The organism is Shewanella sp. 10N.286.52.B9 (assembly GCF_002873635.1).
In the GTDB taxonomy this organism is placed as follows: domain Bacteria; phylum Pseudomonadota; class Gammaproteobacteria; order Enterobacterales; family Shewanellaceae; genus Shewanella.
Genome location: NZ_MCTY01000233.1, coordinates 21,319 through 46,264, shown reverse-complemented (window position 1 = coordinate 46,264; position 24,946 = coordinate 21,319). Strand labels below are relative to the sequence as shown.

Below are 24,946 nucleotides of genomic sequence, written 5' to 3'. Positions count from 1 at the left end.
TAAGATTGGTTTACTGCAGGCTTTTGATTTAAGCTGATTATTAATTCGCTCAAGAAAACATCCTATAACAAACAGATTCATTGATTAACCGGAGCCACTTATGCTATTTCGTGCGTTATTTACAATGTTACTTCTACTAGGATTAAGCGCCTGCCAAAGCACCACAGGAAAGTCAGACTTTGATACCAAATATGACTTTAGTCAGTTAAAACGATTTCATTTTATTGAAGTGTCAAATCAAGGGGATCAACTTAGCGCCGAGCGGATCAGAGCCAGTATACGTGCCAATTTATTAGCCAAAAACTTTATCGAGCAAGTAGAAAATGACTTAGCCGTGAGTGGTGAAGCCACTGGTAATGACATAACTGGTGACTTTGGCGTCAGCTACGCCTTTTTAACCAAGGACAAACCAAAAAGCTCAGGGCTTTCTATTGGTCTAGGTACTGGTACTAGTGGCAGTAATGGTGGTATTGGGATTGGTACTAGCATGGGAATCCCCATCGGCAGTGACAGCGCTAAAATCCAAGTGATTCAAATTGATATTATAGATTTAAAAGATAACCGACTCATCTGGCGCGGCACTGATGAATATGACTTTGAATCTGGTGGTAATGAAAAAGTCACTGAAACGACCAAAACCATTAATACCATTCTGGCTCAGTTCCCGCCTCAGGCTGCTGTAAAATAACAATTAATCTTATTCTTTATAAGTTGCTAAAATAAAAAGTCCGCAATCGCGGACTTTTTTATAAAAGAATAATCACATTATCACTAATGCCCTTCAGCAAACAGATAATTGAGCCAACCTTGCATCCGCAATAACACTTTACGAATAATCGAAACATGAGTGAAATGCTCGGTATAAATTGCCGCTTGCCCAGCTACACCTGCAGGCAAGCTGGTGCGTAGTTCATCGTCAGCTAACTCGATTAATACTAACACCCGGCCACGCTTAAATAACTCATTTGAAGAGCGCAGCGCACCGCCAAATTGCAGCTCACCTTCTGACATTGCAGGTAATACCTTAACGACTTTACCTTTATGTACTTGGCCAGGCATAGCATCAAGGATAATTTCCGCTTCATCACCTTCTTTTAAGCGCAGTAATGAATTTTGCCAAAATGCACCAGCAAAGTAGCGGTCTTCATCAGGTATAAATGTCATAGTGGGTCGCAGCGGAATAGGCACAGCCATCACCCCCGGACGCAACGCCATTTGAGTGACTATGCCATCAACTGGTGCTTTCACTTCGGTTTGTTCTAAATTAAAGATAGCGGCATCAAGTTCGGCTTTAACCACAGCTACATCAGTATTTACCCCGTCGATGTTTGACTCAAATGCCAGTCTAAAACGGATTTCTTCCGCTAACGCCGATTTAAAAGCAGCTTCTGCTGCTAAATATGATTGGCGTTTATTATCTAACTCAATTTCAGAAAATGGCGAGTTTCTACCACCTTTACGGCGACCTTCATCATAACGCTCAAAGGCAGATTTGGTTCTGTCACGATTAGCCTCTGCTTGCGCTGCGCGGGCAATCGCACTATCCCATGAGGCTTTAATTGTGGCACGGCTTGCAGTGCATCTTCCAGTGCCGCTTCTTTTTGTTTAACGACAGCAATGAAAGGGGTTGGGTCGATTCTAAATAGCACTTCACCTTTTTTGACAGGGACATTGGGCTTAACATTGACTTCAACCACTAAGCCTTTTACTGCAGGATTGATTGGGATTGAAACGAAATATTCACGGGCAAACTTAGTATAAGGATGGTTATAGTTCATCAGTACTAATAAAGTACCAATTAATACTATTCCGCCTAACACCGCCGTTGGCACAGTCCATTTGTTGAGTGGGATTTTAAAAATTTTGAATATCGCCACACATAAAGCGGTATAGGTTAATATCAGTAACAGATCCATCGCTACGCTCCTTGTTCTGGCTGCGGTTGAGGTTTAACAGTATCGGTGACACTTGCTTGTTCCGATGGCGACTCAATAGAGATTAAACGCTCATTTAGGTCATTAACCTTATCTAACAATTCTTTCACTTCACCTTCCAACATAAGCTCTCGCTTCTTACCATCACTAAAGCCCCAGCCTCTATCTTCGCGGTATAAGGTTGCCCAAATCCATAAGAATGGCCAAATAGCGTGTAGGGTAAATAAACTGACCCAACCAGCGATATGCAAAGCATCCTGCTGTGGGTGATTACGCTTTTTAGCAATTTCATAGGGGATATCATGAATCGCGATAACACCGTAAAAAATAACTAATGCTACAAAAAACAGCAGTCCTAGAGCAAAATAATCCAAAAACATATGACACTCCTATCACAATCAAAGCAAAAGAAATAACAACCAAAATCAACAAACTGGCAACCTCAAGATAACACAAGGCAATAGCTAAAATAACCAATTAAAGTGCTTTATTCGCTATAAAAATAAGAGTTTTCACGTGATCTTTTACACACTTATCGGTTTAGCTAATCAATCAAATACGAATAAAAGGTAAACTGCCTCGGCTATTTTTTCCCCCTACAAGGTTAAATAATGAATAACAATGTCCCTTTCACCTTTGGTACCGCTGAAACTGACGGTGCAGTTAAAGCCATGCTGCTAGGTTGTGGTGAGCTTGGTAAAGAAGTCGCTATCGAATTACAACGCTTTGGCATCGAAGTTATTGGCGTAGATCGCTACCCTAATGCTCCAGCCATGCAAATTGCACATCGTTTTCATGTGGTAAACATGTTGGACGAAAAAGCATTACGAGACGTTATTGAATTAGAACAACCGCATCTAGTGATCCCAGAAATTGAAGCTATCGCTACTCAAACCCTAGTTGAGTTAGAAAAAGGCGGCATCAATATCATTCCAACAGCTAAAGCGACTCAGTTAACCATGGATAGAGAAGGCATTCGCCGCCTAGCCGCTGAAACCTTAGGTATTCCAACATCGCCTTATTTCTTTTGCGATACATTCGCTGAGTTTACTGCCGCAATTGAGCAAATTGGTCAGCCCTGTGTGGTTAAACCTGTAATGAGTTCATCAGGTAAAGGTCAAAGCGTGATAAAAACCAATGCGCAAATTGAACAAGCTTGGCAATACGCTCAAGAAGGTGGCCGCGCGGGTGGTGGGCGAGTGATTGTGGAAGGCTTTATTGATTTTGATTATGAAATCACCTTGCTGACCATTAGTGCTGTCAATGGCATTCATTATTGTGATGCCATTGGCCACAGACAAGAAGACGGTGATTACCGTGAGTCTTGGCAGCCTCAAGCAATGTCAGCAGCTGCACTTACCAAAGCGCAGCAAATTGGTGAGCAAGTAGTAACCGCGTTAGGCGGCTATGGTTTATTCGGTGTTGAGCTGTTTATCAAAGGTGATGATGTTTACTTTTCAGAAGTATCACCAAGACCCCATGATACTGGTTTAGTCACGCTTATCAGCCAAGATTTATCTGAGTTTGCTTTGCATGTTCGGGCTATTTTAGGCCTGCCTATTACCGAAATTAAGCAACATGGCGCAAGTGCCTCTGCGGTTATTCTGGCTGAAGGAAAGTCTGAAAATATTCGCTATCAAGGCGTTGCTGAAGCATTAGTGCAAACGGATACCCAAATTAAGCTGTTTGGTAAACCGGATATTGATGGTAGACGCCGTCTGGGTGTTGCCTTAGCCCGTGATAACAATATTGATAATGCCATAACGAAAGCCATAGCATCGGCGGCAAAAGTTAAGGTTATATTTTAGCTTTACACTATGATAACTCGCCTATTACCACGTCATAATTACGCTTTGTGACCTAGGTTAATGATTGCTCGCTGTAGACATAAACGCCTAACCTCAAGCACATAAAGTACTAAGGTTAGGCTTTTTATTGGATAAATTCGATGTGGTATTAACATCACCTTGAAGGGCTTATGAAGCAGTTAGCTGCTTTTTCTTTTAGGCAGTGCTCTACCTTGCAAATGAAATAACACTAAAATTAACATCCTTAATAAGGATTTAAGTTTACCACCTTGCTCGAAACGCCCCGCTATCATCAACTTTTGCAAAACAAATATTTTACCGTAAACATTGGCAACCAGCTCATCAGAGCTTTTACCGATATATTTATCAAACTCAGGGTAATCAATAATGGCCTTGGCCAATAAGCTATTAGCAGTTAAACGATTAAAGTCATAACCTTGTATCATTGATTGCTTAAACACATCGACATCAATTCCTGCCACGATTTGATCAGCACTAAGACCCTGTTTTAGCCCTACAGCGATAAAATTGATATTGGCTTCAATTTCAAATAACAGCGCGCGTTGCTGGCCTTTATGCTTCTCAACCCGCGCATGCTCTTTTTCAAATACATCGTAAAGCGCTTTCCATAAACTCATATTGCACAAATATCCTTATTTGTTTTTCTGGCTAAGTAACCTGATTACATGGGCTGTTTTTTAAAAATTGCGCCACATTATCCACGGCAATATTTAACAGATTTTGCCTTGCCTCTGTTGTTGCCCAAGCGATGTGAGGGGTAATAATGGTATTTTTAGCCGCTAATAACGGGTTATCAGCCATTGGCGGCTCGCTTGAAAGCACATCAAGTGCAGCGCTAAGGCGGTTGTCATTTAACGCATCTGCCAATGCTACTTCATCCACTAAACCGCCTCGAGCGGTATTAACCAATAAAGCGTTAGGCTCAAACAACTCAAGACTTTGAGCATTGATCATTTTATCAGTGGCTTGATTAAGCGGACAATGCAACGACACGATATCTGACTGGCTTAATAACTTATTGAGCGTCTGCCATTGAACACCTGCAGGTAAATCCGTTTTGGGTGTCGATGTGTTAATTAACACATTCATATTAAATGCCAGCGCTAACCTTGCCACTTGTTGACCAATATCACCATAGCCAACAATGCCTATGGTTTTACCTTTTAGCGATGCTAAAGATGAAAGCGTAAAACAAAAGTCTCTTGATTGACTCCACTGACCTTTTTTTACTGCTTTATCATGTAAATCCACCTGCTGGGTATGTTGCAGTATTAAAGCAAATACCATTTGCGCCACAGCATCAGGGCCATAAGCAGGCACATTGGTTACAACTATCTGCTGCGCGCTAGCCGCTGCGATATCAACCACATTGGTACCTGTTGCCGTCACACCTATGTATTTAAGCTGTGGACATTGGCTTATCACCTCAGCATTGATTACCGCTTTATTGGTTAAAATTATATCGGCATCTTTGCTACGGGAGATAATATCTGCCGCCATAGTGTGTTCATAAACGCTAAGCTCACCCAGCGCAGCTAACGATGACCAATCTAAATCACCCGGATTTAATGTATGGCCATCAAGTACAACAATTTTCATGTTCGGTCACCTAATTAAAATTTAACCTCTAAACCAATATTGCCCTGCCCTTGCCACATGATATCGGCAGAAATATTCCACACACATTCATTGGGGCCGCAGAAAAAGCTATTGTTTGAGTTAACGAAAGTAGCGTAGCCTCTTACATCGGCAAATAAGGCCACTTGAGAGGTAATGTCATAGGCTACGCCGCCGCCAAATCCCATTGAAAAACGGGTTTCAGTTGAAAAGTCATTGCTCGGTCGCATGTGCGTGACACCGGCAGTGACGGTAACGTAAGGTTTAACGCGGCCATTGGGGAAAAATAAACTTCCACCGACATGGAAATAATCAACATCAAGATCAGTAAAGACATCCGCACTAAAAGCATTGCTTCTCAAATCAGTTTTTTGCGTGCTATACAGAAAGTAGATATTACCTGGGTCTTTGGTCGTGACTCCTGCCATAAAGCCATAATGCTCAGATTCGGTTATTTTTAGCTTATCTGTTTGCTGACTATTCAGATCGCCAATGTCAAATTCTGTACTGCCAAAACTATAACCGCCAAAAGGAGCAACAAACACCTCAGCTTGAACAGAGGTTGCTAACAACGCCAAACTTACTAGACTCACAGTCGCTTTATATTGCATAGAAAACTCCCTTTAACATCACTTCTTAATGATGATTATTGTGTTTACCACCCCTGCGCTTATTTCATTCCTCGAGATGTTTTAACTGTTTCATAAGCAGATTGAATGTCTTGAGCTTTACTTTTTGCCAGCTCCATCATTTCTTCTGGCAAACCTTTAGCGACCAGTTTATCTGGATGATGCTCATTCATGAGTTTTCGATAAGCACGTTTGATTTCTTGGTCGCTGGAAGACTCCTGCTTACCCAATAGTGAATAAGCGTCTTCAAGCTGCATGTGGCTGCCATTAGCCGTTTGATGATGGTGAAACTCTGCCTGCCAACGATTAAGTAGCGCATCCAAATGAGCTTGGCCTAACCCTAACTCTTTGGCTATGGTTGATAAAATCTGCTTTTCTTTGCTATGTAATTCGCCATCAGACAGTGCGGTTTGAATTTGAATTTCAAGAAACATTTGTAATATTTCACGGCGACCTTGGGTCATCACTCGAAATTCGCGCAGGGTTTTGACTAAGTCGAAATTGGCATCGCGTCCATTTCTAAATGCTGTTTGCGCATCACGTCTTGCATCGCCAGTTAACTTCATTTGATCCATCAGCATAGTGGCAATACGAATATCCACATCCGTCACATGGCCAGAAGCTTTGGCAACATGGCCCATAACTGTAAAGGTTGTATTAAAAAACTCAGCTTGACGCTGATGCCCCTTACGCAGCATCTCGGCAAAACCACTGCGTTTATCGTACATATGCCCAAGCCAAAGCCCTAATAGGGCGCCGAAACCTTTACCAAACATGTAGCCGATAATAAAACCGAAAACCTTACCCCAAATACGCATTCATCTTCCTGTTGTTAATTTGTCTTACTGCTGAGCTCATCACTGTCTATGTCGACTGGTTATTTATGGCACATGTCGTCATGTGCTTACTGCGGCTTGCTTACAATTTACGTTTCTGCCGATATGGTGCCTGTTGCCAAGTAGTTTGTTAACAAGTCTAACCGCTCAATGGTACCTACATCACACCAGTAAGTACTGGTACGACTACCGATAATCTTTTTATCAGCCATTTTGTGACGTAATAATGGCCCTAAGGCTTGCTTACCAGCGCCAATGTCAGCAAACATTTTGGGATGATAAATCCCCATGCCTGAATAGGTTAGCTTATTGGCACCCGCTTGCGCTAATTGCGCTCCAATAATCGCAAAATCACCTTCTGGGTTATGCTGAGGATTATCAACTAACCATAAAAAAGCCTCTAATGCGGGTTCTGCTTTTAATTGTGCCATTGCCTGGGTGATATCAGGCAGTTCATCGATATATATATCGCCATTGATAACCAAAAAAGCTTCGTCACCTAATAGGCTTAGGGCTTGTTTAATACCGCCAGCAGTTTCTAAGGCGTTCTCTTCAGCACTATAGTTAATAGTGAGCCCCCACTGACTGCCATTGCCTAGCGCTTGTACTAATTTATGCCCTAACCAAGCATGGTTGATGACAACTTCTTTGATGCCAGCGGCGGCTAACTTTTCTAAATGGTAAACAATTAGCGGTTTACCCGCTGCTGCAACCAAAGGTTTGGGAAGTGAATCTGTAAGCGGTCGTAATCGCTCACCACGACCCGCAGCCAAAATCATGGCTTTCATATTTTAATGTCCATAAGGTTAAGCTTATCTGTGTATATTAACGGTAGCCGCACGAATATCATTGATCTGTCGCATCTGCAGTAAAATGCGTTAGCACCTTTTGTTGCAACCATTGACCAAAGTCTTGTAGCTCTGGGTATAAAGCGGCAATATCAACGATGTAACTAAGGGTAAGTGGAATATCCTTCAAATAACCGGCTTTGCCATCACGCAAATTCAGCCGTACAAAAATGCCGGCGGCTTTTATGTGGCGCTGCATTCCCATTAAATCAAACCAGCGCTGATATTGGCTAAAGCTTACACCATCATCAATTAATCCATGCTGAATACATAAATTAAAATGATCCATTTGAAGCTGATTAACCACAGCATCTGGCCATCTCACATAACAGTCTCGCAGTAATGACACCGCATCATAGGTAACAGGGCCAATCACCGCATCTTGAAAATCAATTAAGGCTAATTGTTGCTGATTTATGAGAATATTGCGGCAATGAAAATCACGGTGCATTCCGACACTAGGCTGCTCAATTGCATTGGCGGTTAACACCCCAAAAGCATTCTCGATAATGCCATGCTCATCTTCACTCAGGGTTAATTGCAAATGCTTCAATAACAGCCACTCGGTAAAAATGGCTAACTCTCGCTGCACAAAAGCGGCATCGTATTGCGGTAAATCCCCCTTAATGGTGGACTTAACCTGTGCCACTTGCGGCAATAACCCTAACGCTTGCTGATAAAAATCAATCACAGATTGGTCATTCAGGCGTGTTATGAGTTGCTCATCGCCTAAATCTGACTGCAATACAAAGCCGTTAATATCATCTTGTGCTATAACTTCAGGTACCTTTAATCCTGATTGTGCGTATGCAGCTGCTAGCTCAATAAAGGGCGCTATAGGTACCAGTTCAACAGGCGAATCAGAGACGATATACGTATTTGCTAAATGCTGAACGCGAAAATAACGACGAAAACTGGCATCACCACAAATGAGTGTTGGGGTGATATCTGTGTTGAAATGTTGACTTAACCACTTACTCAGTAAAATAAATCTTGTATCAGATAAACTCATCTCAATGGCTCTTATGTAAAAATTGCTTTATTATAGCCAACATAACATTTGGAAACAGCTAAAGATAAAATGTTAGCTGTGGCTCTTTTTTCAATTCATTTTGTCTAGACTAAGAATTCATAATCAATTATTAACATGCAGATCCGTTATTTCCTGGCATTAAGCCTGTTACCAAACCTAGTCTTGGCACAAGAGTCTCCTGAAATTGAAGAGGCTCAGCTTCAGTGTGCAGTGCAGGCCCCCGTTTCACCGTCAATAAACGACCGTGATAGCATTAGCAATATTTCAGCTGAAGATATTGTCATTATTTCCGATCGCTCTGAAGCAGCCATGGGCGATAAAGCCCATTTTTCTGGTAATGTCAGTTTCAGCCAAGGTAGTCGCCATATCAGTGCTGACGAAGCCATCTTAGATCAAAAAAATGAACAATTAGATGCTAATGGCAATCTGATTTTCAGTGATGAGCAATTTACCGTAACCGCAGATTCATTAAATGCGCAAATGCTGACCAACAGTGCCACCCTTACTGGGGCTAAGTATTGGCTTAATGGCCAACAAATTAACGGCGATGCTCAGCAATTAAAAATTACCGAACAAAACAATTTAGAGCTCAGTAACACCAATTTCACCACCTGCCCCCCTGGCGATAACTCTTGGCGCCTTGAAGCCAAAGAAATACGCATCGACAGCAGTGAAGAATGGGGTGAGATCTGGGATGCTAAATTACGCATAGCCGATGTACCGATTATGTACATCCCCTATATGACCATTCCGGTTTCAGATAAAAGAAAGTCAGGCTTCTTATTTCCCAGTTTTAGCACCAGTACCACCAATGGCGTTGAAGTCAGTGTGCCTTATTATTGGAATATCGCCCCAGAATACGATTTAACCTTTACCCCAACCTATATGTCAGCCCGTGGGTTTTACAGTAAAACAGAATTTCGATACTTAGCCGGTGAACAACAAAATGGTCAATTCAACTTTGAATTCCTTGCTAATGACGACAAGTTAGATAATAGCCCTGACCGCTACCTGTACCATTGGCGCCATCAAGGCGCAATAAATGACAATTGGCGTGTACAAGCTAACTTTACAGATGTCTCAGACAATAACTATTTCAATGATCTCAGTTCTGATGTTAATCGATCAACGGATAATCAGCTTTCACGTATTGGTGAAATTAGCTACTTTGAACGAGATTGGAACCTCGGCATGCGGGTACAAGACATTAAAGTTCTCGGCGAAGAAGAGAGCCCTTATCAGGTTATGCCTCAGCTGAACTTTAACTATCAGACTAATGATTTTTGGAATGGGTTAGATTTTAAATTCAATTCTGAGCTAACCAATTTTCAACATACAGAAAATGACTATGCCACGGCGACACGTTTTCATATGGAGCCAAGTATAAGCTGGCCGATACAGGGGCCTGCAGGTTCTGTGACCAGTGAAGTTAAATTACTGCAAACCCAATACTGGCAAGACAACAATAACAGCAATGATGAACTGGATGACACGGTTAACCGAACCATTCCTCAAGTGCGAATTCACGGACAAATTAATTTTGAACGTCAGTTAGCCATGCTTGGCAGTAATTACAAACAAACCTTAGAGCCACAATTTCAATATTTATATGTCGGCTACGAAGACCAATCTAATATTGGGGTTTATGATACTGCCCAGTTACAAGAAGATTACTTTGGCTTATTTAGAGACCGCCGCTTTTCTGGTTTAGATAGAATTGCAGACACCAATCAAATAACCTTAGGGGTTACAACGCGCCTCTTTGATGAGTCCAATGTTGAAAAATTTAAATTCAGCATAGGTCAAATTGTGTTTATTGAAGATAGTAAAATAAATAGTTACAACGACATAGAAGCGGACGCATCAACCTCTGTGCTTGCCGCTGAAATCGATGCCAATATGTATCAAGATTGGTTTATTAGTGGTGCTGTGCAATTTGATACTGAAAACGGTGAGAATAAGAAAAGTGAAGTCACCTTAGATTTTAGGCCCAGTAATGACAAATTATTACAGTTTAGCTATCGCTATGTGCCTGATTTGCTTAACACCAACACTAATGACAGAGTGAACATATCTCAAATAGGCATGCGCACCTCATGGCCAATAAGTGATGATTTATATTTTGTCGGTAACTTTTATTACGACTTAAATGAATCAAGAAATATTGAAACCTATACCGGTGTCCAATACGAATCTTGCTGCTGGGCATTGCGCTTAAGTTACCATTACCGCATTAAAACTAATTACGATGATGATTTAAATCCAAGTTTAGATACCCGAGAAGAGTTTGAAAGTGGTGTATACCTTAACTTTATCATTAAAGGCTTAGGTGGTTCTGGCCCCCTAGGTGTCGAAGACATGCTTGATGACGGATTATTTAACTATCGTAAACCACTTTACTTGAGGAATTAGCCATCATTTGTGGTAGATTGCTGAACCTACTGGAAAACAAACAGTCCTAATAAAAGATAACAACACTGTATGTGGTATATATTCCACTGCAATTAAAACTAAAAGTGCCAAGGATTTCGTGGATGAAACACTGTAAGAAAATGATTTTTGCTTTATTTACTTTGGCAATGAGCCAAGTAACCATCGCGGCGCCAGTTCCCCTCGACCGCGTATCAGTACAAATTAATGAGGGTATTATTCTTGAAAGTGAAATCACTCATATGGTGGCGTCGGTAAAAGCCAATGCGCTAAAAGCAGGCCAAGGCTTACCGTCAGATAATGCACTTCGCACTCAAGTTATTGAACGTTTAATTTTGACTCACTTGCAATTACAAATGGCAGAACGTATTGGTCTATCTATTGGTGACCTACAGCTTGATCAAACCATTGAGAATATTGCTAAAGAGCAAAAGCTAACGGTTTCTCAAATGCAACAACAAATTGAAAGCGAAGGCATGAGCTATGCGCAATACCGTGAGCAATTACGTGAAGAAATCACCCTAGGTGAAATCCAACGTATTCAAGTTCAGCGTCGTATTCAAGTCTCACCTCAAGAGATCAGTAACTTAGTTAAAATGATCCAAGAGCAAGGTTTAAAAGATGTCGAGTTCCAAGTTGGACATATCTTAATTGAAGTGCCAAATAACCCAAGCAGTGAACAACTAGAAGCATCGAGCAAACGGGCGAATATCGTATTAGACCGCTTAAATGAAGGTGAAGATTTTCGCCGCACAGCTATCGCATCTTCATCAGGGCCTAAAGCGCTTGAAGGTGGTATCTGGGATTACATGAGCGTGAACGAAATGCCAACCTTGTTTGCTGAGGTAGTAACTGACGCTAAAACTGGTGATGTCATTGGCCCAATTAAAAGTGCCTCAGGTTTCCATATTATTAAAATCATGGACGCTCGCGGCCTGCAAACCAAAGAAATCAATGAAGTAAGATCACGACATATTCTGCTGAAACCATCACCGATCCTTTCAGAAGATCGTGCTAAAGCAATGCTAGAAAGCTTTTTAGCTCAAGTTCGTTCAGGCGAAGCTGATTTTGCAGCACTTGCCCGCCAATACTCTGAAGATCCAGGTTCTGGGGCAAAAGGTGGTGAATTAGGCTGGGCAGAACCGACTGTATATGTACCTGAGTTTGCTCAAACATTATCAAGCTTAGAAATTAATGAGTATAGTGAACCCTTTAGAACAACCCATGGATGGCACATCGTTCAACTTGAAGAAAAACGTAAAACTGATGCTACTGCTCAGTTTAATAGCAATCGTGCTCACCAGTTGATTTATCGTCGTAAGTTCAATGAAGAGCTACAAAACTGGTTAGATGAAATGCGTTCAGAAGCCTATATTGAAGTTTTTGAACCTGAGAGTACTCGAGGTTAAGCTAACTTAATGACAATACGTATTGCGATTACGCCGGGTGAACCGGCGAGTATCGGCCCAGATCTTGTTATTAAACTTGCTCAGCAGCCATGGCCTGCTGAGTTAGTTGTTTGCGCCGACCCAGAATTATTAACTAGCCGAGCAAAAATGCTTGGCTTGCCGCTGACATTAAGACCTTACCAGCCAACGTTACCTGCTAAGGCTCAGGAAGCTGGCACCTTAACCATTGCGCCATTTACTCTTGCTGCAGAAGTTGAATGCGGCAAATTAAATGAGCTTAACAGTGAATATGTGGTCGACACCTTGCGTTATGCGGGTGAGAAAAACATGACCAATGAATTTGAAGCTGTGGTAACGGGCCCTGTTCATAAAGGCATTATTAATCAAGCGGGTATACCTTTTAGCGGCCATACTGAATTTTTTGCATTACAAGCAAATTGCCAAGATGTGGTAATGATGCTGGCAGCGCCAGGTCTGCAGGTGGCGTTAATGACCACCCACATTCCACTGGCTTATGTTGCAAAAGCCATTACACGCGAGCGTTTACATCATATAATACAAATCTTGCACAGTGAGTTAGTGCAAAAGTTTGGCATTACTTCACCTAAAATATTCGTCTGCGGCCTTAATCCGCATGCTGGTGAAGATGGACACTTAGGCCGAGAAGAGATTGATATCATGATCCCTGCTCTGAATGAACTTAGAGAGCAAGGTATTGATATTGTAGGTCCATTACCTGCAGATACTTTATTCCAGCCTAAATACTTACAAGAAGCAGATGTGGTTCTTGCTATGTATCACGACCAAGGACTTCCAGTACTTAAATCTTTAGGTTTTGGAAAATCGGTTAACATTACCTTAGGTCTTCCGTATATCAGAACCTCTGTCGATCATGGCACAGCTTTAGAGCTAGCCGGAACCGGTGAAGCTGATAGTGGTAGTTTTACCTGTGCATTAAATAAAGCCATTGAATTGGCCTCAAAAGTAAGTAGTTAAATTTTAATGAGCAATAAAGTACATTTAGGCCACACGGCCAGAAAACGTTTTGGACAAAACTTTTTAACTGATGAAAGTGTGATCAGTCGGATCGTGGGCGCCATCTCGCCAGATAATGACCATGTTATGGTTGAAATTGGCCCAGGCCTTGGCGCATTAACTGAACCTGTTGCTGAATCAGTTGATTGCTTAACTGTAGTCGAATTAGATAGAGACTTAGTCGAGCGTTTAGAAAACCACCCAGTATTAAAGCATAAGCTTAATATCAATCAGGGTGATGCACTGAACTTCGACTTTAGCCAGTTGCAACAAGACGGCAAAAAGATGAAAGTATTTGGTAATTTACCGTACAACATCTCAACGCCGTTAATGTTTCACTTATTTGAGTTCGCTGAAATAATTGAAACCATGCACTTTATGCTACAAAAAGAAGTGGTTTTGCGCCTTTCTGCAAGTCCAGGCACTAAAGCTTACGGCCGCCTAACTGTGATGGCGCAGTACTACTGTAAAGTGGTACCTGTACTTGAAGTGCCGCCACAAAGCTTTACTCCGGCGCCAAAGGTCGACTCTGCAGTGGTACGTTTGTTGCCATACGATGTAAAACCATTCCCGTGTAAAGATGTCACCGTTTTACGTCATCTATGTACCACAGCCTTTAATATGCGCCGTAAAACACTACGGAATAACTTAAAGCACATGATAACAGATGATGAGTTCAGCGCGCTGAACATTGATTCGACTCTTCGACCGGAGCAAATAACTGTCGAGCAGTATGTGGCACTTGCAAATTTAGTTTGCGATAAAAATCTATAATTCTAAGGGCACTTTTCATTGAAAGTGCCCTTTCGTTTTTAGGAAGTTTAATGTCCTCTGTAGCCCCCAAAATTAAAATAAAAGTTGAGACTAACTATTTAGAAGAGCAGTCATCAGCAGCAGAATCAAAATATTTATTCAGTTATACCATTACCATCATTAATCTGAGCGACATTGCAGTGACACTCAAAGATCGCCACTGGATTATTACTGACTCAAACGGTGAAAAAAGTGAAGTGCAAGGCCCTGGCGTGGTCGGAGAAACACCGACTATCGAACCTAATACAGCTTACCAATACTCAAGTGGCACAGTATTAGAAACACCCGTTGGCTTTATGGAAGGCTCATACGGCATGAGCAGCGCCCAAGGTGAAGCTTTTAAAGCTGTAATCCCAACATTTAGATTAGCCGTCCCAGGGATTCTACAATAATCCTATGGCACATTATTTTGTTGGCGATATACAAGGCTGTTTTGAAGAATTACAACTGATCCTCGCTAAAGTGGACTTTAACCCTTCAAAGGATGAACTATGGGCTGTCGGCGATTTAGTCGCCAGAGGTAATGGCTCCTTACAAACTTTACGCTATTTAAAATCATTAGAGGCCAGTGCCAAAATAACTTTGGGTAATCACGACCTGCATCTATTAGCCCTTAACGGCAACATTAAAAGACCCAACCCCAAAGATAAGCTTGCTGAATTGCTAAGCGCTGATGATTTACCCGACTTAATTACTTGGATAAGAAAGCAACCCTTGGTGCAGACACTGCCCTCCCACAATATCATCATGAGCCATGCAGGCATTCCACCGCAGTGGGACTTAGCGACCTTACTCACAGAAGCTAATGCGGTGAGCCAAGCATTACAGCAAGATGATTATATCGATTCACTAATTGCAAAAATGTACACCGATGATGCAGAGCGCTGGGACAGTACAGCCATAGGTTTGCCAAGACTGCGATATTGCATCAATGCCCTAACGCGAATGCGCTATTTGTTTGCTGATGGCAGTTTAGACTTTAAATGTAAATCCCCCATTCAAGACAAACCACCACAACTCACGCCTTGGTTCGAATTCAACTCCCCGTTAAAACAAAGCCACACTTTGGTATTTGGTCATTGGGCGGCGTTAATGGGCGTGGTTAACCAACCTAATATGCAAGCACTGGATACAGGATGTTGCTGGGGAGAGCATTTAACCCTATGGCATTTAGAAACCAACGAAAAAATACAACAGCACAAAATAAAATCATAAATAAATAATTAAACTTTCCAGTAACAAAGCCGATACAGTTATTGGATCTCCAATGATCATACAGCCCTGAGTGATCAAAGAGATAAATTCGGGATAAAATAATAACAGCCGGAGTAAGCTATGAAAATTAATGTTGCCACCAGAGTGATTGGCGGTTTTACCGTTGTGACTCTCCTTTTGATAGTTTTAGGTGGCGTGTCTTTGCTCACCAACAATAGCATCAAGGACAGTACTAGCACCTTACAACAAGTTAGTTTGCCAGCCCTTACTGCTACCGGTGAATTAACGCAAAACTTAAGCGCCCAGCAAATTCACATTCTATTCGGTTACTACACTGATCAATCAGCTCAAATTCCAGCAGTCAAAAAAAATATAAACACTGAATCAGTGGAATTTAACAAAAAACTCAATAACTTGACTGGGTTAATTTCTGGTAGACAAGAGTTTTCCAGTAACCTTTCTCAGCTTAAAAACAGCTACCATAATTTTGAAAAAAATAGCGCTTTAATGCTAATAGAGCATGAAAATGCATTATTAAAACATGAACAACTATTACAACTTCGAGATAATTTAGAAGACAGCGCAGATGATGCATCATCGATTTTATTAGACCTGATAGATCTAGAGTTGAGTGAAGATACCACTAAACAAAGTATTGCAGCTGCAGCGGGAGTCGTTGATAGTAATTTCATCAATATTATTACCACCATTTATGATTTAGTTGCCGCTAAAGAAAACGCTAAATATGAAGTAATAGTGAATGAGCTAGAGTACATGCTCAACGATACCCGCACAAAGATTGAGCATATCAACTTACAAGGCCGCGGTATTATTAGCGATAGCACTCTTAATGATTTAAACGTAGAAAGTGATGCTGTATTTGCCCTAGTGACAGGTAATAACTCCATAGTTACCTTGAAAGGCCAGCAACTAAAGCATGATCAAACCGCTGCCGAAATGTTAGCTGCAACCGATAAAGACCGTTTAGACGTTAATGCTAGAATGAACGAGCTAGCTAATAAAATTGAAAACTTCACAGCTAAAATAAGTGACGATGCAATTAAAAATATCGATTCGGCTACTATCCAAACAATGCTGGTAGTTATTCTGGCCATTGTGGTGGCAATTATCGTCAGTTACGCCGTAGTGAAACCATTAACTCGCTCATTAGAAAAAGTAAACCAGGCGCTAAATATTCTTGCCTCTGGAGATTTAACTCATAAATTAGATGATACTGGTCACGATGAATTTGCCCTATTGGCTAAAAACTGTAACAGCCTAGTCGATAGCTTAAGTAATTTAATTGTCGGCATTTTAGACCGCTCGAATCAGTTGGCTGCTGCAGCAGAAGAAACGTCAGCAATAACCACCCAAACTACATCTGGTATTCAAGAGCAAAAAAATCAAGTGGATCAAGTGGCCACCGCAACTACTGAGCTAAGCTCTAGCGCCCAACAAGTTTCAATGAGCGCCGATCAAGCCCTTGAACAAATTAAGCAAGCCGATCAAGAAACTCAGCATATGCGCACACTTGCTGAAGAGAATAAAGTCACTATTCTTGCCTTAGCAGAAGAAGTCGCTAAAGCGGGCGTGGTGATCAATAAGGTCCATACTGATAGCGCATCAATCGGCTCTATTCTTGATGTAATTCGTGGTATTGCAGAGCAAACTAACTTACTGGCATTAAACGCTGCGATTGAAGCTGCCCGCGCGGGTGAGCAAGGCCGTGGTTTTGCTGTTGTCGCCGATGAAGTGCGCAGTCTTGCTTCTAGAACCCAAGAATCGACTAGCGAAATTCAGCAAATGATTGAAGTGTTACAACAAGGTGCACAACAAGCAGTGACGGTCATGGAATTAGGCCGCACACAAGCAACCAGCTGTGTCGATAAAACAGAACAAGCTAACTTGGCCTTAGAAACCATTAGTCAGTCAGTACATAAAGCTTACGACTCTGGTAATCACATTGCCCAAGCCGCTCAAGAGCAAAACTTGGTCAGTCAGCAAGTCTCTGAAATGCTAGAGCACATTGCTGCTATTTCAGAAGAAACCGCCATAGGCGCAGATCAAACAGCACAATCAAGTCAGCAAGTAGCAATGCTGTCTGAAGAGCTACAAAGCTCTGTGAAGGAATTTAAAGTTTAACAACTCACAGTATCTAAATGTAGAAAAGGCTCTTTAGAGCCTTTTTTATTGCCTTTAAAGCCTAATAGCGCCATGACTTAGCAATGATTTGCGGCAATAAAAACCATAAGCAACAAAAAACCGCCCTAAGGCGGTTTTGGCAGTCAAAGCTATCAACTTTATTTATGCATAAGATTATATTTGATAATTCACAATTGCTATCACCAAATTAATCAATGCGCTTTACTCACCACTATTAATGCGATCTTGAACTGCAGCAGTAATAGCACTACCACTATGGCCATTGCTATTAGCCCAATCAAGAATGCTTTTCCCGTCGGCTTCTGGTGAACTTAAATCACCAGCAGGAAGACGTTTAGCGATGTACTCACCCACTTCAAATGAATTTGCATTATAAGCGGTTCTTAATAAGCTTGCGCCATCACAAGAAACACCGGTATAGATATTACGTAATTTAACACGACTTTCTTTGAGTTTTTTACGTAGTCGATTTTTATCATTCGATTTAACGTAATCACAAATACTTGCCACAAGTTGATCGGTATCAGCGACTGCTGGGGTTGAAACTGAAGATGCTGCAATTAGGACGGCGACGGCCACAGGCATTAAACGCATCCGATACTCCTTTGTAGGTATTATTATTTTCAGCTTACCATCAAGGGTAAACCTCTATTCAGGGTAAAACAGCTTGTAATTTAACATTTTTTCACAAAAGTGTTAAAGCTATATTGCAATTGTGTTACATTAACCTGATTAACCTTATCTTGTAACGTCCAGCTATCATCATCCCACTCGGGGAAAAAAGTATCGCCATCAACAGTTAGCTCAATGAAGGTTAGATATAATATATCGGCCAGCGGTAAAATTTCTTTATAGAGCTGCCCACCACCAATGACAACTAATTCATCACAATCTGTAACAAGTTGTTTAGCTTGCTCAAATGAACTCACACATGAAACGCCTTCAATGTGATAATCTGCTTGGCGGCTGATGACAATATTATGTCTACCTGGAAGCGGTCTACCAATAGATTCAAAGGTTTTACGCCCCATCACCACAGGCTTACCTAAGGTCATCGCCTTAAAATGCTTTAAATCTTCAGGTAAGTGCCAAGGCATTTTATTATCTTTACCAATGACACGATTATTGGCCATGGCGGCTATCATTGCGATGCGCATATAAAAATCCTTATTTGATGCTAAAACGGGGGTTAAATAATAGGTCTGGTTCGATAATACACTAATGAGGGCATTGCTAAGCCGACTGATAATGCCCCAAGAATGAATACGGTTTTCAGGCCATTAAGAATGACTATCGAAGTTAAATCACTGCTGACTTGCTCTTGAACACTCAGTTGTACCAAAGCTATCAAGGTATTGTATGCATAGGTACCCGGTACCATGGGTATGATAGCTGCAACAGCATACATTAGCGGCGGCGCGAGGTGACGCTTAGCAAAGCGTATCGTAATAATACCAACGATGGCTGCAGCTGCAAATGTCGCCCACTCTATGGGCATATCAAAATGCATAAGTAGGCTTCTTGAACTATGCCCTATGGCGCCAGCTACCGCACAAAAAGGTAAGTATCGCTTCGGGACATTAAACAACATCGCAAAGCCTAGCGCTGGTATTGCTGAAAAAAGTCCATCATGCAGCAATTCTAAAATAAGATTCATATAAACAAAACCCCACCCAATGCCATTGAAAGTGTAATCCCAATGACAGTAGCCAGTGTTAAGAGTGTCGCGTGGCCCCAGCGAGATATACCCACATTCATATGGCCTTTAACCATATCTGATATCGCATTAATTAACGGAAAACCGGGCACTAACATCAGCACACTGGCAGCCATTGGGGTTTTAGGGGTTGAGGTTAAATCAGTGATGAAGCCGATTTGGGCAATGATTGTGGTGATAAAAGCGGTAATGGCAAAGATAATGAGTGCATTAAAGTGCTTTTTGACTAATGATAATCGCACTGACATACCAATAGCTGAAGCACAGAATGTAATAAGACACGCGGTAATATCACCACCAAACAAGTGACAAAAACTCGCACAAGATAGCCCAATCATCGGGATCAAATATTTTGCAGGATAACTCTTAGGCTCAATGATCTCTAAGCGGCGTTTAACTTGTTTGGCATTGCACACTCCGCGCTCTGCCAAGAGGCAAATGCGTTGTACTTCACACACCACCTTCATATTGATGCCATGCTCTCGAATGCGTCGGGTTGTAGTTATACAGCGGCCATGGACTAAACTGGTCAGTACAAGGGAGTTGGAGGAAATTGAAAGTTCAACGCTGGCAAGACCCAGCGCTTTACCTAAGCGCTGACTGATCTCTTCAACAAGATCAGACTCAGCGCCATAGGCTAGAAGTAATTGTGCACTTCGTACAACAAGACGAGTGATATCATTTTGAGTTTCTGCGTACACTTGTCTCTCGACTATTAACGTTGGTAAATGATTTCCACATCGTAGTCATCGTCATCGAAGTCATCATCAAAGTCGTCGTCGTAATTTTCATTTACCGATTCAACGCTAGCTTCATGGTAGTTATCCCATTTAAACTCAACTTCATCATCTGGGCTAGTGCCTTCATCTTCAGGAGGAAGTGAATTGATGAAATCTAATAGTTTTAAGCTAATGTCTTTAGTGTTCGTTCGGTTGAATGCTGACATAGTGTAAATGTCACCCTTCCAATCCATTTCCTTAACAATGCGATCCATTCTTTCTGCAAGTTCATCTTCATGCAATAAATCGATTTTGTTAAAGACTAACCAACGTGGCTTAGCTGCAAGCTTTGGTGAATACTTTTCAAGTTCAGCCACAATTGAACGCGCAGATTCAACCGGATCACTGCCATCAATAGGATCGATATCGATGATGTGTAATAACACACGACAACGTTCCAAATGCTTCAAGAAACGAATACCAAGACCAGCACCATCTGAGGCACCTTCAATCAAGCCAGGAATATCGGCGATAACGAAGTTTTGCCCAGGTCGTGGACTTACCACACCAAGGTTTGGTACTAGTGTCGTAAACGGATAATCAGCAACTTTTGGTGTTGCACGAGATACCGCACGAATAAAGGTTGATTTACCTGCATTTGGTAAGCCCAATAGGCCGACATCAGCAAGTAACAATAATTCCAGTTTTAAGAAACGTACTTCACCAGGCGTACCTAATGTTTTCTGTCTCGGCGCACGGTTGGTACTGCTTTTAAAGCGCGTATTACCTAAACCGTGGAAACCACCTTTAGCCACAAGTAACTTTTGGCCATGGGTAGTCAAATCACCTAATAATTCTTCAGTATCGAAATCAACAGCACGCGTACCCACAGGTACTTTAAGCATTAAATCTTCACCGCCATGACCGGTACAATCACGGCCACGTCCATTTTTACCACGCTCAGCAATATGCGAGCTGACAAAACGGAAATCAATAAGCGTGTTCATGTTTTCATCTGCGACTAAAAATACACTACCACCATCACCGCCGTCACCACCATCAGGGCCGCCGTCTGGCACATATTTTTCACGTCTGAAGCTAACGCAGCCACTGCCACCGTCACCCGCTTCAACTCTGATTTTAGCCTCATCAATAAACTTCATACATACTCCTGACACCACTTAATGTGTCAATTATAACCTCAAAAGATTGAGATGTGCAGGGAAGCGTAGAAGATACAATCACCATAAATCGCTTACTGCAAAATAAATAATCAACGATGCAAAACATCGCAAATACCGCACGTAAATTTAATCCACTAATTTTTAATAAACTAAAGTCTAGCTAACTAAATCAACAATGAAGTAAAAAAACACAAAAGCCCCGCCAGAAGGCGGGGCTTTCAAAGACTGATTAGAGTCTAGATTAAGCTTCGATGCTAATAAACTTACGGTTATTAGGACCTTTTACTTGAAACTTAACTTTACCGTCTGTTAATGCAAATAAAGTATGGTCACGACCAATACCTACGTTTACACCAGCGTGGAATTTAGTACCACGTTGACGAACGATGATGTTACCAGCTACAACTGATTCACCACCAAAACGCTTAACACCAAGACGTTTACTTTCCGAATCGCGGCCGTTACGAGTAGAACCGCCAGCTTTTTTATGTGCCATGAGTTAGACTCCTAAATTATGCGCTGATCGCTGTGATTTTAACTTCAGTGAACCATTGACGATGGCCCATTTTCTTTTCGTGATGCTTACGACGATTGAACTTTTGAATAGTTACTTTCTCACCGCGACCGTGGCTAACCACTTCAGCAACAACTTTACCAGTTGCAACTAGAGGTGCACCAACGTGAACGTTCTCACCATCAGCAACCAATAATACTTGATCAAACTCTACAGTTTCACCAGTAGCAACTTCAATTTTTTCTAAACGAACTGTATGACCTTCAGCAACACGATGTTGCTTTCCGCCACTTTGAAAAACAGCGTACATAGCTATTTCACTCCAAATGGACTAACACTCCGGTTCATTGTTATGTTGATACCGGGTGCTAAAAACTTTTAATGACAATGGGCGCGGATTCTACGGCAAGATTTGCATTCTGGCAAGCGTTAAATTTGAATCAATAAAAAAAGCTCGGCTTAACTCCCACTATCTAAGAACAAAAGCTGCCTAAAGCATGAAAATTCGGTAAAATTTGTTAATATACAATTTGAACCTTATATAGTGGGCAATATAATTTTGTCCGGTAGCCTAATAACTAGAGACCATTATGGATTTAAACGCCATTCGTCAACTAGCTGATAACGACATGCAAGCCGTAAATCAGTTAATTTACAAACAACTTGAGTCTGATGTTGCATTAATAAACCAACTCGGTTTTTACATTATCAATGGCGGTGGTAAACGACTACGTCCATTGCTTTCAGTTTTAGCCGCTCGTGCTATCGACTATAAAGGTGAAGAACACCTAAAGTTAGCTGCCATTATAGAGTTTATTCATACGGCATCACTACTACATGATGATGTTGTTGATGAATCAACCTTACGACGTGGCCGTAAAACCGCTAATGCCCTTTTTGGCAATAGCGCTAGCGTGCTTGTTGGTGACTTCTTATACACTCGCTCATTCCAGATGATGACTGAGTTAGATAGCATGAAAGTACTGCGCGTACTGGCTGACACCACTAACATTCTTGCCGAAGGCGAGGTTTTACAATTAATGAATTGTAATGACCCTGAAACCACCGAAGAGAATTATATGCGAGTGATTTACTGCAAAACAGCTAAATTATTCGAAGCCGCGACCTTACTCACAGGTGTTATTGCAGATGTGAGCAAAGAGCAACAACACGCATTAGGTGAATACGGTAAATTTTTAGGTACCGCATTCCAACTAACCGATGACTTGCTTGATTACACTGCAGATGCTGATGAGCTAGGTAAAAATATTGGTGACGACTTAGCCGAAGGGAAACCTACCTTACCGCTAATCTATGCCATGGCACACGGTAATGATGAAGCTAAAGCGCTGATCAAAGACGCAATTGAAAATGGAGATGGCACCAAAGCTATCGACGAAATCGTCGCAGCCTTAAAAGATTCAGGTGCATTAGAGTACACCAAGCAAAAAGCCGATGAAGAAGCGGATAAAGCCATTGCGGCATTAGCGCCAATTGCTGATAGCGAATACAAAACCGCGCTTATCTCATTAGCTAAGATTTCAGTTCAGCGTAATAACTAAAAACCACTAAACTAAGCTGTTACTGAATATTAAAATGCACTTGATTGCTATCAAGTGCATTTTTTATTGCTAAGACCTACACTTGCCAATCAATTGGCGCACTATTTTTTGCCACTAATAATTGATTAATAATTGAAAAATGTTTGCAACCAAAGAACCCACGATAAGCCGATAACGGCGACGGGTGCGGCCCTGAAAGAATATGATGCTGAGGTGAGGTTATCCAGCGGCCTTTTTTTATCGCGTGAGCGCCCCACAGCACAAATATAATAGGTTCAATTTGTTGATTAAGGCATTGCATTACTTGGTCAGTAAAATGCTCCCAGCCCGCTTTTGAGTGCGAATGAGCCTTACTTTCTTCAACGGTTAATACCGTATTAAGCAATAACACCCCTTGTTTAGCCCAAGCCGTTAGGTTGCCATGTTCGGGAATGATAAAACCACTGATATCTTGCTTAAGCTCTTTGTAGATATTTACCAAAGAAGGCGGCGTTTTCACTCCAGCTTGTACCGAAAAACATAAACCGTGAGCTTGCCCTGCCCCATGATAAGGATCTTGCCCTAATACAACCACTTTTACCTGCTTCAATGGCGTTAGATCAAAAGCTGCAAAGGTCTCATTTTCTGGAGGGTATATCACCTTGTCTTGCTGGCGCTCTGTCGCTAAAAAATTCATTAATTCAATATAATAGCCTTGCTGTTGTTGCTCATTAAACAGCTGCTGCCAATTCGCATATTTCATCTCATACCTACCTATAACCCCTAAACCAATCTACAATTATTTAACAACACATTACTAAAGATGCCTAAATGCAAATTGAAAAGCTCAAAATAACTCAAACTGGGTTTACGCTTATTGAACTGGTTGTCGTCATTATTATACTGGCTATTTTAGCCGTCATCGCTTTGCCTAAGTTTATCAACCTTCAACAAGATGCGCATGTGGCAAATGTAAAAGCCACTGGCGGCAGCTTCGCAACCGGTATCAGCCTCGCGCATATAAAATGGGCTGCGTTAGGCCATTCAGGCCCTGCTGATAATCTGCCAATATTTGAAAATGCCGGTACTGATGGCCAATTAGATATTAATGAGTGGGGATATCCAGCACAAAACTGGCCTCCGTTTGAGTCATCACCAAGGCTAAACAACGTCGCTGATTGTATATCGGTATGGGAAACCGTACTACAAGATGCCCCCAGTGTTTCCACCACTGCCGATGAAAACGTATCAGATTACCAAGCCACCTATATAAATCCTGATCAATGTCGCTATTTTTATAACTCTCTAACGACTTTATCTATTTACTATGACTCTCGAAATGGTCAAGTGATCACTGACTCTGACCCAGACAGTTAAAATGACGTTATTGCTTAATAATTGGATCGAATCCGCAAACTCAATGGTTTTTTACCTGAATTTAAGTTTTAAAGTGGGTAAACTAATTGCAATTAAACCAGTA

At 41.5% G+C, this 24,946-nt stretch carries 26 protein-coding genes and 1 pseudogene; 11 read left to right on the top strand and 16 right to left on the bottom strand.

Annotated features, from left to right (window positions below):
- Nucleotides 1-100 precede the first annotated feature (100 nt).
- The gene (locus BCU91_RS19745) at nt 101-688 is read left to right on the top strand and encodes a DUF4136 domain-containing protein (protein WP_102438834.1); all 588 of its coding nucleotides are present in this window, start codon (nt 101-103) and stop codon (nt 686-688) included.
- Between the two features lie 83 nt (nt 689-771).
- Here the strand turns inward: BCU91_RS19745 and BCU91_RS19740 are convergent.
- Both BCU91_RS19740 and BCU91_RS20650 read right to left on the bottom strand, forming a co-directional pair.
- Nucleotides 772-1,916: pseudogene (locus BCU91_RS19740) on the bottom strand (HlyD family secretion protein).
- Between the two features lie 2 nt (nt 1,917-1,918).
- Nucleotides 1,919-2,314, bottom strand: coding sequence for a DUF3302 domain-containing protein (locus BCU91_RS20650; RefSeq protein WP_241904125.1), 396 nt, complete (start codon nt 2,312-2,314; stop codon nt 1,919-1,921).
- Nucleotides 2,315-2,545: 231 nt separating this feature from the next.
- Here BCU91_RS20650 and purT point away from each other — a divergent pair, with 231 nt between their 5' ends.
- Entirely contained in the window at nt 2,546-3,742 is a 1,197-nt protein-coding gene (purT, locus tag BCU91_RS19730) for a formate-dependent phosphoribosylglycinamide formyltransferase (protein ID WP_102438838.1), read from the top strand.
- A gap of 179 nt (nt 3,743-3,921) precedes the next feature.
- Here the strand turns inward: purT and BCU91_RS19725 are convergent, their stop codons facing one another.
- The 6 genes from BCU91_RS19725 to BCU91_RS19700 form a co-directional block, all read right to left on the bottom strand.
- On the bottom strand, nt 3,922-4,380 hold the full coding sequence (locus BCU91_RS19725; protein ID WP_102438840.1) for a hypothetical protein: 459 nt from the start codon (nt 4,378-4,380) through the stop codon (nt 3,922-3,924).
- 31 nt (nt 4,381-4,411) lie between these two features.
- Nucleotides 4,412-5,362: a D-2-hydroxyacid dehydrogenase gene (locus tag BCU91_RS19720; protein ID WP_102532207.1), complete on the bottom strand. Its 951-nt coding sequence runs from the start codon at nt 5,360-5,362 to the stop codon at nt 4,412-4,414.
- Between the two features lie 14 nt (nt 5,363-5,376).
- On the bottom strand, nt 5,377-5,991 hold the full coding sequence (locus BCU91_RS19715) for an outer membrane beta-barrel protein (RefSeq protein ID WP_102475563.1): 615 nt from the start codon (nt 5,989-5,991) through the stop codon (nt 5,377-5,379).
- A 59-nt stretch (nt 5,992-6,050) separates the two neighbouring features.
- Nucleotides 6,051-6,827, bottom strand: coding sequence for a co-chaperone DjlA (djlA, locus tag BCU91_RS19710; RefSeq protein ID WP_076541194.1), 777 nt, complete (start codon nt 6,825-6,827; stop codon nt 6,051-6,053).
- Nucleotides 6,828-6,934: 107 nt separating this feature from the next.
- Nucleotides 6,935-7,633: an N-acetylmuramate alpha-1-phosphate uridylyltransferase MurU gene (gene murU / locus BCU91_RS19705; protein ID WP_102475564.1), complete on the bottom strand. Its 699-nt coding sequence runs from the start codon at nt 7,631-7,633 to the stop codon at nt 6,935-6,937.
- A gap of 58 nt (nt 7,634-7,691) precedes the next feature.
- Complete coding sequence (locus tag BCU91_RS19700) at nt 7,692-8,705, bottom strand: phosphotransferase (RefSeq protein ID WP_198590507.1); 1,014 nt, start codon at nt 8,703-8,705, stop codon at nt 7,692-7,694.
- Nucleotides 8,706-8,840: 135 nt separating this feature from the next.
- Between BCU91_RS19700 and lptD the strand changes: the two genes are divergently transcribed.
- From lptD to BCU91_RS19665, 7 genes are all read left to right on the top strand, one after another.
- Complete coding sequence (gene lptD, locus BCU91_RS19695) at nt 8,841-11,138, top strand: LPS assembly protein LptD (RefSeq protein WP_102532206.1); 2,298 nt, start codon at nt 8,841-8,843, stop codon at nt 11,136-11,138.
- A gap of 122 nt (nt 11,139-11,260) precedes the next feature.
- Complete coding sequence (gene surA, locus BCU91_RS19690; protein ID WP_102438850.1) at nt 11,261-12,565, top strand: peptidylprolyl isomerase SurA; 1,305 nt, start codon at nt 11,261-11,263, stop codon at nt 12,563-12,565.
- 9 nt (nt 12,566-12,574) lie between these two features.
- A complete protein-coding gene (gene pdxA, locus BCU91_RS19685) occupies nt 12,575-13,561 on the top strand; it encodes a 4-hydroxythreonine-4-phosphate dehydrogenase PdxA (protein WP_102438852.1) in 987 nt (328 codons plus the stop codon).
- Nucleotides 13,562-13,567: 6 nt separating this feature from the next.
- Nucleotides 13,568-14,374, top strand: a complete 807-nt coding sequence (gene rsmA / locus BCU91_RS19680; protein ID WP_076541204.1) for a 16S rRNA (adenine(1518)-N(6)/adenine(1519)-N(6))-dimethyltransferase RsmA — start codon at nt 13,568-13,570, stop codon at nt 14,372-14,374.
- Between the two features lie 50 nt (nt 14,375-14,424).
- Nucleotides 14,425-14,805, top strand: coding sequence for a Co2+/Mg2+ efflux protein ApaG (gene apaG / locus BCU91_RS19675; protein ID WP_102532205.1), 381 nt, complete (start codon nt 14,425-14,427; stop codon nt 14,803-14,805).
- Between the two features lie 4 nt (nt 14,806-14,809).
- The gene (locus BCU91_RS19670; RefSeq protein WP_102532204.1) at nt 14,810-15,628 is read left to right on the top strand and encodes a symmetrical bis(5'-nucleosyl)-tetraphosphatase; all 819 of its coding nucleotides are present in this window, start codon (nt 14,810-14,812) and stop codon (nt 15,626-15,628) included.
- 120 nt (nt 15,629-15,748) lie between these two features.
- Complete coding sequence (locus tag BCU91_RS19665) at nt 15,749-17,770, top strand: methyl-accepting chemotaxis protein (RefSeq protein WP_102532203.1); 2,022 nt, start codon at nt 15,749-15,751, stop codon at nt 17,768-17,770.
- Between the two features lie 222 nt (nt 17,771-17,992).
- Here BCU91_RS19665 and BCU91_RS19660 read toward each other — a convergent pair whose 3' ends face one another.
- The 7 genes from BCU91_RS19660 to rplU form a co-directional block, all read right to left on the bottom strand.
- Entirely contained in the window at nt 17,993-18,385 is a 393-nt protein-coding gene (locus BCU91_RS19660) for a DUF3718 domain-containing protein (protein WP_102438859.1), read from the bottom strand.
- A gap of 80 nt (nt 18,386-18,465) precedes the next feature.
- Nucleotides 18,466-18,948, bottom strand: a complete 483-nt coding sequence (gene folA, locus BCU91_RS19655; RefSeq protein ID WP_102532202.1) for a type 3 dihydrofolate reductase — start codon at nt 18,946-18,948, stop codon at nt 18,466-18,468.
- 32 nt (nt 18,949-18,980) lie between these two features.
- A complete protein-coding gene (locus BCU91_RS19650; RefSeq protein WP_102438863.1) occupies nt 18,981-19,448 on the bottom strand; it encodes a threonine/serine exporter family protein in 468 nt (155 codons plus the stop codon).
- On the bottom strand, nt 19,445-20,209 hold the full coding sequence (locus BCU91_RS19645; protein ID WP_102532201.1) for a threonine/serine exporter family protein: 765 nt from the start codon (nt 20,207-20,209) through the stop codon (nt 19,445-19,447). Before BCU91_RS19645 ends, BCU91_RS19650 begins: the two co-directional genes overlap by 4 nt.
- A gap of 14 nt (nt 20,210-20,223) precedes the next feature.
- Entirely contained in the window at nt 20,224-21,390 is a 1,167-nt protein-coding gene (gene cgtA / locus BCU91_RS19640) for an Obg family GTPase CgtA (RefSeq protein ID WP_076541219.1), read from the bottom strand.
- Nucleotides 21,391-21,652: 262 nt separating this feature from the next.
- Nucleotides 21,653-21,907 carry a 50S ribosomal protein L27 gene (gene rpmA / locus BCU91_RS19635; RefSeq protein WP_055024328.1) on the bottom strand — a complete coding sequence of 85 codons (255 nt, stop codon included), beginning with the start codon at nt 21,905-21,907 and terminating at the stop codon, nt 21,653-21,655.
- Nucleotides 21,908-21,923: 16 nt separating this feature from the next.
- Nucleotides 21,924-22,235: a 50S ribosomal protein L21 gene (gene rplU, locus BCU91_RS19630; protein ID WP_076541221.1), complete on the bottom strand. Its 312-nt coding sequence runs from the start codon at nt 22,233-22,235 to the stop codon at nt 21,924-21,926.
- A gap of 280 nt (nt 22,236-22,515) precedes the next feature.
- Between rplU and ispB the strand changes: the two genes are divergently transcribed.
- Nucleotides 22,516-23,487 carry an octaprenyl diphosphate synthase gene (ispB, locus tag BCU91_RS19625; RefSeq protein WP_102438869.1) on the top strand — a complete coding sequence of 324 codons (972 nt, stop codon included), beginning with the start codon at nt 22,516-22,518 and terminating at the stop codon, nt 23,485-23,487.
- Nucleotides 23,488-23,563: 76 nt separating this feature from the next.
- Here ispB and ung read toward each other — a convergent pair whose 3' ends face one another.
- Complete coding sequence (ung, locus tag BCU91_RS19620; protein ID WP_102532200.1) at nt 23,564-24,229, bottom strand: uracil-DNA glycosylase; 666 nt, start codon at nt 24,227-24,229, stop codon at nt 23,564-23,566.
- 68 nt (nt 24,230-24,297) lie between these two features.
- Between ung and BCU91_RS19615 the strand changes: the two genes are divergently transcribed.
- Nucleotides 24,298-24,843: a prepilin-type N-terminal cleavage/methylation domain-containing protein gene (locus BCU91_RS19615; protein WP_102532199.1), complete on the top strand. Its 546-nt coding sequence runs from the start codon at nt 24,298-24,300 to the stop codon at nt 24,841-24,843.
- The last annotated feature ends 103 nt before the right edge of the window (nt 24,844-24,946 follow it).